Below are 12,166 nucleotides of genomic sequence, written 5' to 3'. Positions count from 1 at the left end.
CCGTCACCACGGCGGACAAGCCAGTGGCGCCATCGGCCTCGTCGTGTCCGCAATGAGCAGTTGACAGGTCGCGAAACCTCCGCGAACATGAGCCTCGCCTCCAAATTCAGCGTCGAATATTAATGCGAGGAGAAACAGATGACCCTTCCCACCACCAGGTCGCACACGAGCCGCTGGCGCCGAGCAGGCGCAGCCATAGCGGTGGCGTGCTGTGTCGGCCTTGCCGGCGCCACGACCGCCCAGGCGGCCCCAGGCAGCGACGGACAGACGCAGAATGGGCTCGCTGACAAGCCCAGGACTGTCGTCACGACAGACATGGAGCAGGACGACCTTGCGTCGCTGATCCGGTACCTCTTCTACACGAACGACATCGACACACAGGGCATCGTGTACTCGAGCGGGCGATACCACTGGGCCGGTGATGGGAAGGGCACGACGTTCTTCCTGCCAGGCCGGGAGTACAGCACCCCGCAGACGTCGTGGCGGTGGACCGGCAACACCACCATCCAGGACATCGTCCTGCCGGCCTATGCGAAGGTCTACCCGAACCTGCACCGTCAGGACGCCGGCTACCCCTCTCCCAAGGCGCTGCTTGCCACCGTCAAGCTGGGCAACGTGGACTTCGAGGGAGAGATGAGCCACGACACCGAAGGCTCTGACCTCATCAAGGGGCTGCTGCTGGACAACGATCCCAGGGCGCTCTACCTGCAGGCATGGGGCGGTACCAATACGATCGCCCGGGCCCTCAAGAGCATCGAAGAGCAGTACTCCGGCACCGCCGACTGGACGCAGATCCAGCAGAAGGTCACGACAAAGGCGGTCATCCTCGCCTCTGGCTTCCAGGACCAGACCTACCAGGACTACATCTCCAAGGCGTGGCCCCAGATCAAGGTCGAGCAGCTGTCCGCGGGCTACGCGACGTGGGGCTACAACTGCGCCCGAGGGACAGCAGGGAACACGCGGGGTCTCCCCGCAGATCGCGTCTACTTCTCCGGCAGCTGGATCAAGGCCAACATCCAGGTCGGTCCCCTGGGTTCGCTCTATCGGTCTTGGCTCGATGGCCAGGCGATGCCCGGTGACCAGCTCGACATCTTCGGCATTCCGGCGTTGGCACCCTCCGGCTGGTGCAAGCCCCTGGCGCCGTATGACTTCCTGTCCGAGGGTGACAACGTGGCGTACATGCCCCTCATGGACACCGGGATCGACGTCCCCGGCGATCCCACCCTCGGAAGCTGGGGAGGACGCGCAGTACAGGTGACCTCCTCGCCGAACCTGTGGACCCAGGTTCCCACGGAGCTCGACGCGTCCGGAACGGCTGTTCGCAACTTCACCACGCTGCGCTGGGCAGCCGCCGTGCAGAACGACTTTGCGAACCGAGTCAAGTGGAGCCTGGAGCCGACGAAGCGACCGGATGCAAATCACGCACCACGCGTGGCGATTCTCGCTCACAACCAGGTCGCCGTAACTCCTGGCGAGACCGTCACCCTGCGAGGGAAGGCGACTGACACTGATCACGACGCACTGTCTCTCCAGTGGTGGCAGTACCGCGAGGAGGGCACCTACCCCGGTTCCGTCAGTGTCGATGCACCCACGGCGGAAACGACGACGGTCACGATCCCGGCGGATGCGCAGCCGGGCCAGACCCTGTCCTTCATCTTCCAGGCGACCGATGACGGACAGTTCCCGCTCACTCGATACTCCCGGATCATCCTCGAGGTGAGTTAAGCACGTTCCGATGCGGGGGCCGCCGTCTCTTGTGGACCCGGCCCCCGCTTTCGTGCGCCGGGTGATCGAGGCGTCGCACTGGACTCGGGACGGTGCATCGGTGACAGGCAGCAGAGCGGAGGGCTTGACCGCCCGGTCGTGGGGCGGCGGCGCGCGGCAGGACGGCTGCGGTCGTTCGTTGAGACAATCCGAGTCGCCGCAACCCTCGAGCGCCGTTGCCTACGGGTTCCGTCGATGGATCAGGTCCCCCGCACTCGGTGCGCGGGCACCACGCCAACCCGTGGAGGTGCGGAGCGGCTGCCGCACGCTCACCGCGCCGCCCGATTGGGAGCAGCTGCGCCCGAAACACCTCCACGACGGAGGCCCCCACCACATCTCTGGAGTACCTGTCGTCACGGACGACAGCAGTCCGGCACGGCACCACGTGGCGCGAGCGGGGTTGCGGCGTGTGCGGCTCAACCGCTCGGTTCATGGAGGGGACTGCACGGGCGCCGGGTGACACCTGTCCACGGAGCGCGCTGGCCGGCCCGGCGAACGACGTCAAGACGTCGGCCCCGGCGGAGTTCGACATCCGCCGGGGCCGATCGCGTCGTGAAGGTGTCGAAGACCCTGCCGCACTCCATGAACAGCGACTATGCGCCGAGTCGATGTGAGAACTGCGACCCTCTGAGCCCAGCCCCACGGTAAGTAGCCAGCCTCAGACATCTTGTCGCGATGCAGGTGTCACCGTCGTCCGGCGTTCCAGCCGATCACCCCTTGACGGCGCCAGAAAGCGCTCCCTGCACGAAGTAGCGCTGGAACAGCAGGTACACGATCACGACAGGGATGGCGGACATGATGATGAACGCGTTCAAGGGCCCGTACTCGGTTCCGTGCTGGCTCGAGAAACTTTGTACGGCCAGGGGGATCGTGTAGTTGTTCTGCGACCGCAAGAGAGTCGTAGCCATGGCGTACTCGTTCCAGGTTCCGACGAAGTCCAGGATGAACAGTGCAGCGAGCGCGGGCTTTGCGAGCGGTAGGACTACCTGAAAGAACACGCGGAATGTCGACGCGCCGTCCATTCGGGCCGACTCCTCAAGCTCATCTGGGATCGCGCGAAAGAAGCCGTACAGGATGAAGACCGCGTAGGGGATTCCGAAAGCCAGGTACGGCAGCACCAGACCTGGCAACGAGTCCAGGAGCCCGAGCTTCAGCATCGTGTTGAACATCGGCCCGAGAGCGACCTGGATCGGGACCATCGAGCCGATGGCGATGACCAGCAGAACGATCCGATGACCCTTGAACCGCAGGCGGGCGATCGCGAAGGCAGTCGCCGCCGCCAAGAGGAGACCGATCGGGACCTTGACGATGGCCACGAGCAGGCTGTTCATGCCTGTCCTGGCAAGGTCACCCGTTATCCAGGCATCGTGGTAGTTGGCCCAGTTCCAATTCGTCGGAAGTGACCATGGCTCGGTCTGTGCGATATCCGCATTTGTCTTCACCGATGTCAGGAAGATCAGCAGGAACGGCACGAACCAGAGAAGCGTTGTCACCACCAAAGCAACCCAGAGAGCGATGCGTGTGAAGTCGCGGGCTGGCGTCGTGCGCTTTCCACCGGTGGCGCGACTGCTGTGCAGATCATCCGGGATGAACGCTGGTGTTGCGACCTGATCGCTCACTTGTCATCTCCCTTCATGGACCAGGAAAGGTACGGGACCACGAGGACCAATGACACGATGAGAAGTACGGTCGCGACCGCACCGCCACCACCGAAGTTGTGGTTGATAAATGACTGTGTGTAGGACCATAGAGCGAGGACCTGCGTCGACTGAGCGGGACCTCCACCAGTCATCCCCACAACGAGGTCGAAGACCTTCAATGAATTGATGATCGTGAGGATCACCACAACGACAGTCGTGGGACGCAATGCTGGCAGGGTGACGTTGCGGAACACTTGCCACGCACTGGCGCCGTCCATTCTGGCGGCATCCAGTAGCTCCTGCGACACGGACTGTAGACCGGCCAGGAACAAGACCATGGGGAATCCGACTGCCTGCCACACCGACGCGACGAATACCGAGTAGAGCGCAATCTTCGGATCCCCGAGCCACGCTTGAGTCCAGGAATCAAGACTGAGCGCCTTCAGTGTCTGGTTCACCAGACCGAGAGTCGGGTTGTAGATCCATCGCCACATCGCGGCGACGGTGATGGAGGCGAATACGGCTGGAATGTATATCACGGAGCGCATCGCGTTGCGCCCGGCAATCTTGCGGTTGAGGCCGAGCGCGAGAACGAGTCCGAGGACCATCGGGATCAGCAGGGACAGCGTGACCCAGATCAACGAATTGGTGAAGGCCTTCCAGAAGACCGGGTCTTGCGTGAACAGCCGCTTGTAGTTCTGCAGTCCAACGAATTCAGGCGTCTCAGTTCGAAAGCCTGACCACTTGTAGAACGACAGGCGGACGGACTCGATCATCGGGTACGCGATGAAGTAGCCGTACAGTGCCACCGCCGGCACCAGGTACGGCAGCGCGGCCAAGAAGGGACGCTTCTTTCGGGAACGGGCGGCCGGCTTCACTGCGTTCTGCTCGCCCGTCCGGCTGAGGACTGTCATGTGAACTCCTTGACGCGCCCTGGGGGCGGGGCGTTCCCGCCCCTCCCCCAGGGCTGCTCGGCTCAGTTGTTGGCGTCACGCCACTTCTGGAATTCGCCGCCTGCCTTCGCAGGGTCCAGATCGCCAGTCAGGACCGAGTTCTGGACTCGCCAGTACTCGGTGGTCTCGGCCGTCGAGAAGTTCTGGTCGTTGTTGACGAACAGACCCTTGGAGTCGCCGATGATGCCCTGCCAGTCCGACCCGAGCGGGGCGTCCGCGGCAGGTGTGACGTCCGGGTTGACTGAGATCGACGAGAACGCCGTGCCCAGGTCCTTCTGGCCATCGGCCGACACCATGTAGTCGAGGAACTTCGCGGCATCGTCCGGCGTCTTGGCGTTGGGCGTCAGGTACAGGAGCTCACCGAAACCATAGGTTCGGCCGGTACCTGTGGGGAACGTGAAGATTCCCATGTCGTCCTTGTTGAGGCCCCCGTCGATGGCCATGGGGCCGAACCAGTCGCCCTCGATCGTCATCGCAGCCTGACCCGAGTAGAACAGCTGCGAGGAGTCGTCGTTGCTGATCCCCATGAAGCCGTCGTTCAGGTAGTTCTTGCCCCACTTCTGCAGCTCGGTGAAGGCTTCAGTCACGCAGGGCTCGGTGCCCCAGTCGCCGTCGCCCGTGGTGAGGTCGTCGGCCGTCTTCGCCCCGCACTTGGTCTCGATGAGGTTGTCGAGAAGGCGCATCACGTGCCAGTTCACCGTTCCACCGAACTCCATCGGCGTGATGCCAGCGTCCTTGAGCTTCTCCGCGGCGGCCACCAGTTCGTCGTACGTTGTCGGCACCGCCGTGATGCCAGCCTGCTCGAACAGGGCCTTGTTGTAGTACACGGCCTCGGTCGCCTGGATGAAGGGGACGCCGTGGTGTCCGCCGTACTGCGTGGCGTTGGTCAACGCGGGCGGCGTGAGCTCCTTTTCCCAGCCGTACTGGTCGTAGTACTTCGAGATGTCAACGCTCTCCCCGGCCTTGACCAGCTCGCCACCCAGGCCCGGACCGCCCCAGTAGCGATAGATGTCCGGCCCCGTGTCGGTTCCGGTGGCCTGGCGCAGGGCATCCTTGTGCGCGTCGGTCGATCGCTCCTGCGTGTCGATCTTGATCGACGGATTCTTCGCCTCGAACCCCTTCACGAGCGCGTCCCACGCTGTCTTCTGCGCGTCCTGCTGGGTCAGGGTCCAGACAGTCACAGTGGAACCGCCGTCGGCGTTGCCGGTGGAATTGTCACTGCCGCCGCCGCCGCTGCAGGCAGCGAGTCCGAGCGCCACAGCTCCGACTCCCGCCATCATTGCCATCGCCTTGTTGTTCAGCACCTTTGCCTCCGTGTGCGTTGGGACTTGCGGGGGGATCAGACGTGCCGAGGTTCGGACGCGTCGGTGTTGACGAGCTGCGCTGCCTGCCAGCGGGAGAACTCGTCCAGCTTGAGAAAGAAGTCTTCGAACATGAGCCGCACGTCGAGCTGCGTGTAGATGCGCATGGGGCGCGAGTCGATGACCGGGCAGTAGGTGCCATCGGAAGCGATCTGTGGCGTCGGACGCTCCACGTAGTGCGACGACGAGGCGTCAGGTTCGAATGTCGAACGCAGGGCGGTGAGCAGCACCAGAGGCGAGTCACCGAGCGCATAGGACTCGGAGACCTCAAGCCCGTGGGCGTGCACGCGACGCTGTTCGTCGTCGATCTCGCCGTAGAGATAGGCGCCAAGCGCACCCCTCGAGGCCGTTCGCAGCCGCAGCTCGACGTCACTCACCAGGCACTGGCGGTAGGCGTTGCGCGGAACCTGCCAGATCGTCATGTCGCTGGCACCGAAGATGACCTGCGCTGCGGGGAGGTCGATCAGCAGGTTGTACTCGATAGGCATCGCGTTCGCCGGAGGAACGGCTAGGCCGTCGTGCTCGGGACCGCCGATCCAGATGAGCGTGATCCTGCTCGCGATGCGCGGCTCGAGCAGGTACGCGGAGGCCAAGTCCGTGAGCCCGCCGCCGGCCGCGTAGAAGAGGGGCGTCGTCACGTCATCCCGCATCGCCTCGGCGATGATCGCTTCCGCCGCGGCGGACTCCTGCGGAGTGCTCCTGTCCACGAGCGCGTCAGAGGCGCCCTGCCGAATTCGATCCACCGATTCGAGCCCCATCCGAGCGAACAGGTCGACGGCAACGGCATAGGCGTTCGCGGCGGTATCGGGCCCCAGGTCGAGAAAGTCTCCTGGACGAAGGTGCGACGCGACCACAAGGGGGATCTCGACCGCTGGCGAGAGCACGTGGTGGACGAGCTGAAACAGGTCGTCGGGATCCCCCGAGAAGTCGTTGTCGACGATTACTCGTGATCTGGGGGCCGGGAACGGTCGACCTCTCCACGGCGTCTCGCCGAGGCGCCAGCGCCCAGAATCCGGGATGCCGTAGTCGTGCTCGCCCGCCGGGACGCGCGTCACAGGGCAACCTGCCGATCGATACCGGCAGAAGTTTGGATGGCGCAGCCGGCCTGTGTCACGGGACCTCCATTGGCTCCGGTGAATGATCATGCAAGCACGAATACATCGGTAGGTTATCGTTAACCTACGAGGGCGGCAAGCGCCGTCATCACTCCTAGGCCAGATAGCATCCGAATCGTGACCTCGTCCCGCTCAGACACAGCAAGGCCCTCCATGGCGGATGTAGGCAGGGCCGCCCGGGTGTCCGCTCAGACGGTCTCGCGGTACTTCACGGGGACCGGGTACGTCAGCACTGAGACGCGCGCCCGTATCAAGGCAGCGATCGACGAGCTCGGATATCGGCCCAACTCCGCGGCGCGCACCTTGCGCTCCAACCGCACAGGCACGATCGGCGTCCTCACGATCGGTCCTCTCTACTACGGGGGCGCGACGATCATCACGGGACTGGCCGATGCAGCTCTCGGCGCGCGGTTCCCCCTGGTGATCTCTCACCTCGGCATCGACATGAACGACCCGCGGTTGCGCACTGAGATGCACCGGGCCCTGGACGCGTTCCTGTCGGCTCGCGTTGATGGACTCATCGTCTCGACGCCGTTCCTCGGCACTGAAGACCTGCTCGACCACATCTGGGAGACGATGCCGATGGTGACCATCTCCGGCCGCCCTCGAGACAGCACGGACACGGTTGACATCGACTCGCACGCAGCGGGACTGCTCGCCACCCGGCACCTGATCGAGCAGGGCCATCGTCGGATCCAACACATTGCCGGCCCAGCTGACCGCAACGAGGCGTACGAACGGACCCGCGGCTACCTGGACGCCCTCGCAGAGGCAGGGCTCGAGCCGCTCCCGATCGCGCGCGGCGACTGGTCGTCCGACTCCGGCCATGCACTCGGGCTGACCCTCGACCCTGCCGACTTCACAGCCGTCTTCGCGGGCAACGATGAAATGGCTCTCGGCTTCATGGCGGCTCTACGCCGGCGCGGCCGCGTTGCTCCCGACGACTACTCGATCGTCGGTGTGGACGACATGCCAGATGCCCGCTGGATCGATCCACCCCTGTCCTCGCTCTTCATGGACTTCTCTGCACTCGGCCGCGAAGCGTTCCACATGGTGCTTCGGCGCATGAACACCGGAGAGCGGCAACCTCGGCTGGTCATTGCGCCTGTCCTCGTCGCACGCGAGTCTGTGAGGCATCTCGCCCCGCCGCTAGCGCGAGACGCAGCGAACTGACCGCTGGGGACGGCAGGAGCCCAGGGGCATGACGGACGGCGCCCCAACGAGCCGAGCGATTCCACCGACGCGCCGAACCCAAACGCGCGGGAATGGACCTGTCTCGGTCGCCGAGCCTATGCCGGTGACGCGCCCCACGCGTCGCAGCAAGGCATGGCCCCGCCGTCCACACTGCCTGTGGCACGGCTCGGGCCTCCGGTCACGATAGGTCGCTAAGGAGGGCGGTCGCCGTCTCCGTGTCTGTCACCAGGACGGTGATCCATCCACCCAGCAGGGCCGCTCGGATCGACGCATGCTTCTCCCGGCCGCCAGCGACAGCGATCCGTCGCGGCACGCCCTTGAGGCGGAGCTCGTCGATCCCCATGACTCGGCTGTCGATCCCCGACGTCACGGTCGCACCGTCGGCCCCGTAGAACCGCAGGCAGACGTCGCCGACTGCGCCGACGTCGAGCAGGTGCTGCTGGTCCGCAGCCGAGAGTGCATTCCCGCTGTCGCGCAGGAGAGGTGAGGGGGCCAGCGCACCGATCCCGACCAGCACGAGCGTCAGCCGCTCCCACAACTTGATCACGTCCGTCACGGACGCGTCCGCCGAGAGAGCGTCTCGTGCCTGAGCGGTGCCCAGCATCCCCGGGGTCGGCATGAAGACAGGTACCGCTCCGGTGCTAGCGGCGAACGTCCCGAGCAACCTCGTGGCTTCGAGCTGGACACGCGGGTCGCCGATCCCTCCCACGATCTGGACGACGGTGTCGACCACCGGCTCGTTGAAGGGGCGCAGCGACTCCACCGTTGCGAGCAGGGAGGCCGACCACGACGAGATCCCGACGGTGTCGCCACCGGTGAGCGTGGTCTGGAGGTACGAGCCGGCGGCGGCACCCAGTGCCGGCGTCACTTCTTCGACATTGCCGGTGACATCGACGATCACGGCTTCGCCCAGCCCGTATGCCGCCTGAAGCGCATCCTCGAGCTCGGGGTAGACGCCGCTGGGCGGCAGCACGGTGGTCCTCACGACACCGACCTCCGTCGCGAACTTGAGCAATCGAGAAATCCGCGACGGCGAGAGGTGGAGCGCGACGGCGACCTCAGCTTGCGTCAGGCCACGCTCGTAATAGAGCAGCGCGACCTTGGTCGCGAGCCGCAGACGCACGTCGTCGGCGCCGTGTAGGACACCGGTTGATATGTCCGCCACGTGGCCCTCCGCTTGAAGCGTTGTGGTTCGTCTCCTGTGTCGCCTCGCAACCGCTCCCGCGGGCACGTCGCCGATGTCGCAGCGGACGTGCCCGCGAGGACACGCGTCAGTCGAGCAGTGAGTGCGCGGCGGCAGCGATCCCGGAGGCGCTGATCCCGAAGTGGTCGAGCAGCCACTGGACCGAGCCGGTCGGGGCGAAGGCGTCGTCGACGCCCACCATCCGCATGTGCGCCGGGTGGTGCCGGGCGAGGAACTCGGCGACTGCGCCGCCGAGACCGCTCACGAGTGCCTCCTCGACGGTGACGATGCCCTTGGTCTCAGAAGCCGCTGCGAGGAGCGCCTCCTTGTCGAGCGGCTTGATCGTCGGCATCGCCAGGACGCGCGCGTCGATACCTTGCGCTTCCAACAGCTCAGCTGCTTCGAGCGCCCGCGAGACGACCGTGCCTGTGGCGACCAGCGTGACGTCACCACCTTCCCTGAGCGTGGTGGCCCGTCCAGGGACGAACGTGTACCCGTCCGGGTTGACGTCCGGGACGCCCATGCGGCTGACGCGTACGAACACCGGGCCGTCGTGCGTCGCCGCCCAGCGAATGACCTGCCGAGTCTCCTCGGGGTCCGCGGGGACGACGATGGTCAAGCCGGGAATGGTCCGCAGCCACGCGAGATCTTCGATGGAGTGGTGAGTCGGACCCAGCTCCCCATAGGCCATGCCGGGGCTCTGCCCGACGAGAACGATGTGGCTCTGCGAGTACGCGGCGTCGACCTTGATCTGCTCCATGGCCCGAGCGGTCAGGAAGCACGCCGCGGCCGAAACGAAGGGAACCTTGCCACCGTTCGCAAGACCCGCCCCGACACCCACCATGTCCTGCTCGGCGATACCGACGTTGATGAGCCGCTCCGGGAAGCGGTCCTGGAACGGACCGAGCTTGCTGGAACCGACTGAGTCGTTGACGACTGCGACGACTCGCTCGTCCTGCTCAGCCAGCTCGACCAGGGTCTCTACCCAGGCATCTCTGCAGTCGTGCAGGGCGACCGCCGTTGCTGCCGTGGTCATCTCTGTGCCTCCAGTTCGGCGAGGGCCTGCTCGACCTGGTCCGCAGACGGGACCTTGTGGTGCCAGGCGACGTTGTCGGACATGAACGAGATCGGGTGGCCCTTGTGCGTGTGAGCGATCACGGCAGTCGGCTTGCCCGAGGCCGCGGGAACTGCAGCGAAGACGTCGACGAGAGCGCCATGGTCGTGGCCGTCGACCTCCACAACCTCCAGGCCGAACGCCGCGAGCTTGTCTGCGAGCGGCTCGAGGTCATTCGTGTCCGCGACCTTGGCTCCCTGCTGCAGACGGTTGCGGTCCACGACCACGCACAGGTGCTCGAGCCTGTGGTTCCCGGCCGTCATCAGGGCCTCCCAGTTGGAGCCCTCCTGCAGCTCGCCGTCTCCGACAACCACGAACGTGCGCCGGTCGGAGCGGTCGAGCTTGCCGGCGAACGTTGTCCCGACCGCGATCGGGAGGCCGTGCCCGAGCGGACCGGTGCTGGCCTCGACCGCGTCGATCTTCGTGCGTGCCGGGTGCCCGTTCAGCTGGGACATCGGCTGCATGAAGGTGTGGAGCTGCTCCGGGGGCAAGAACCCAGCGGTAGCAAGCGTGGTGTACAGCGCTGCCGCTGCGTGCCCCTTGGACAGTATGAACCGGTCGCGGTCCGGGTCCTCGAGACGTTCGGGCGACACGTTCATCGAGTGCAGGTACAAGGTCACCAGGATGTCGATGACCGAGAACTCACCGCCGATGTGGCCGAGCCCGGACGCACGGACCATCTGGATGTCGCACTGCCGGACTGCTCGGGCCGCATCAGTGAGGTGGGCGACGATCTCCTCTCGAGAGGCGCCGGCTGCCGTCCGGCCGAAGACTCGAAGGTCTTCGATCGGGACTGCGGTGACCTCGGGAACGAGGTCCTCTTCGACGGTCATGCCTCTCCCCTCATGCTGCTGAACAGAGCTTCCTGGACGAGCTTCTGGGCGCCCATCGCGTCCTGACGCGCCTGCGCAGCGCGCAGCGCGTCGATGTCGAGCTCGTCGAGTGCCCGGTGGATCGCCTTGAGGAACCGGATCGAGAGCTTGGCCGCCTCGACCGTGTCCTCGCGGAACGGGAACTGGTCCAGCTGCCACACGCCCTGCCAGTTGTTGATCTTGAGCGTGTAGAAGAACTCGAAGACCTCGACCGGGTGCACGGTGCCGACGACCATGTCGTCGTCCCAGCCGCGCAGGTTGTCGTTGACGTCCATGGCCCACAGCAGGCCGTGGTCGATCAGGAGCTGGGCGGACGCCGAGGGAGACTCGCCGCCGAACAGTGCGTGTCCGAAGTCGAGCAGGACGCCGACGTTGTCGACGCCCATCGCCTGGATTCCGAGGGTCGTCTTGGCGGCCGAGTCCCAGAACATCTTGTTGCGCGGCTCGCGCGGCTTGTACTCGATCACCATCTTGATGTCGGAGTTGGCCTGCGCGAGCTCACGCATGCCGGACACGGCAAGGTCCCACTGCGCCTTGTGGTCGACCTGGAACGGATAGTCCCAGCCGTCCTGGCCGGGCCAGACCTTCAGGTACTTGGCGTCCAGGGCCCGCACGACGTCGGCGGCCTCGTTGAGGAACTCGAGCAGGTCGGCCCGGACAGAGGCGTCCGGGTTCGTGAACGCCCCCTTCGAGTACTTGCGCATGTAGATCTCGGGGGTGACGCCGATGGCTCGCAGGCCGTGGGCCTTGAGTGCCGCCGCGACGTCGTCGACCGTGACGCCCTCGGTGAACGGGTAGGGCACGTCGACCCACGAGAGGTCGCCGACCTGCCCGGCTCGGTCAATCTGCTCGAGGGTGCTAACAGGCGGCGCATACCCGTCGGTGGCGTACCGATCTACGTACGAGGCAAAGTGCCACAGGCCGGCACCGAACTCGGGAGGCTGGGAAGGCATTTCTATTCAACTCCGAT

Annotated in this window: 10 protein-coding genes; 2 read left to right on the top strand and 8 right to left on the bottom strand. The window is 65.3% G+C overall.

Translation table 11 applies throughout. From position 1 onward, the window contains the following. Positions 1 to 138 precede the first annotated feature (138 nt). The gene (locus AC1DYZ_RS04495) at positions 139 to 1,725 is read left to right on the top strand and encodes a DUF1593 domain-containing protein (RefSeq protein ID WP_477064005.1); all 1,587 of its coding nucleotides are present in this window, start codon (positions 139 to 141) and stop codon (positions 1,723 to 1,725) included. Positions 1,726 to 2,474: 749 nt separating this feature from the next. On the opposite strand, the gene AC1DYZ_RS04490 is transcribed toward AC1DYZ_RS04495, so the two are convergent. The 4 genes from AC1DYZ_RS04490 to AC1DYZ_RS04475 all read right to left on the bottom strand — a co-directional run bounded on the left by AC1DYZ_RS04490 (position 2,475) and on the right by AC1DYZ_RS04475 (position 6,773). Further along, positions 2,475 to 3,383 (bottom strand): carbohydrate ABC transporter permease, encoded by a 909-nt coding sequence (locus AC1DYZ_RS04490; protein WP_477064004.1) that lies wholly within the window; start codon positions 3,381 to 3,383, stop codon positions 2,475 to 2,477. Then, positions 3,380 to 4,318 (bottom strand): carbohydrate ABC transporter permease, encoded by a 939-nt coding sequence (locus AC1DYZ_RS04485; protein ID WP_477064003.1) that lies wholly within the window; start codon positions 4,316 to 4,318, stop codon positions 3,380 to 3,382. The genes AC1DYZ_RS04490 and AC1DYZ_RS04485 overlap by 4 nt, the downstream gene beginning before the upstream one ends. Before the next feature lie 62 nt (positions 4,319 to 4,380). Next, positions 4,381 to 5,661 (bottom strand): ABC transporter substrate-binding protein, encoded by a 1,281-nt coding sequence (locus tag AC1DYZ_RS04480; protein WP_477064002.1) that lies wholly within the window; start codon positions 5,659 to 5,661, stop codon positions 4,381 to 4,383. A 35-nt stretch (positions 5,662 to 5,696) separates the two neighbouring features. Continuing rightward, complete coding sequence (locus AC1DYZ_RS04475; RefSeq protein ID WP_477064001.1) at positions 5,697 to 6,773, bottom strand: nucleoside hydrolase; 1,077 nt, start codon at positions 6,771 to 6,773, stop codon at positions 5,697 to 5,699. Positions 6,774 to 6,950: 177 nt separating this feature from the next. Between AC1DYZ_RS04475 and AC1DYZ_RS04470 the strand changes: the two genes are divergently transcribed. After that, positions 6,951 to 8,006 (top strand): LacI family DNA-binding transcriptional regulator, encoded by a 1,056-nt coding sequence (locus AC1DYZ_RS04470; protein WP_477064000.1) that lies wholly within the window; start codon positions 6,951 to 6,953, stop codon positions 8,004 to 8,006. A gap of 199 nt (positions 8,007 to 8,205) precedes the next feature. On the opposite strand, the gene AC1DYZ_RS04465 is transcribed toward AC1DYZ_RS04470, so the two are convergent. From AC1DYZ_RS04465 to AC1DYZ_RS04450, 4 genes are read right to left on the bottom strand one after another with little or no spacing between them, the layout of a single operon-like run. Beyond that, on the bottom strand, positions 8,206 to 9,258 hold the full coding sequence (locus AC1DYZ_RS04465; RefSeq protein ID WP_477063999.1) for a sugar-binding transcriptional regulator: 1,053 nt from the start codon (positions 9,256 to 9,258) through the stop codon (positions 8,206 to 8,208). A 40-nt stretch (positions 9,259 to 9,298) separates the two neighbouring features. Then, entirely contained in the window at positions 9,299 to 10,246 is a 948-nt protein-coding gene (locus AC1DYZ_RS04460) for a transketolase family protein (protein ID WP_477063998.1), read from the bottom strand. Then, complete coding sequence (locus AC1DYZ_RS04455; protein WP_477063997.1) at positions 10,243 to 11,157, bottom strand: transketolase; 915 nt, start codon at positions 11,155 to 11,157, stop codon at positions 10,243 to 10,245. The genes AC1DYZ_RS04460 and AC1DYZ_RS04455 overlap by 4 nt, the downstream gene beginning before the upstream one ends. Continuing rightward, positions 11,154 to 12,149 (bottom strand): sugar phosphate isomerase/epimerase family protein, encoded by a 996-nt coding sequence (locus tag AC1DYZ_RS04450; RefSeq protein WP_477063996.1) that lies wholly within the window; start codon positions 12,147 to 12,149, stop codon positions 11,154 to 11,156. The genes AC1DYZ_RS04455 and AC1DYZ_RS04450 overlap by 4 nt, the downstream gene beginning before the upstream one ends. Positions 12,150 to 12,166: the final 17 nt, after the last annotated feature.

The organism is Cellulomonas sp. P1_C4 (assembly GCF_056406355.1).
Note: the sequence above shows the minus strand (reverse complement) of the source record. Positions and strands in the feature narration are given on the sequence as shown.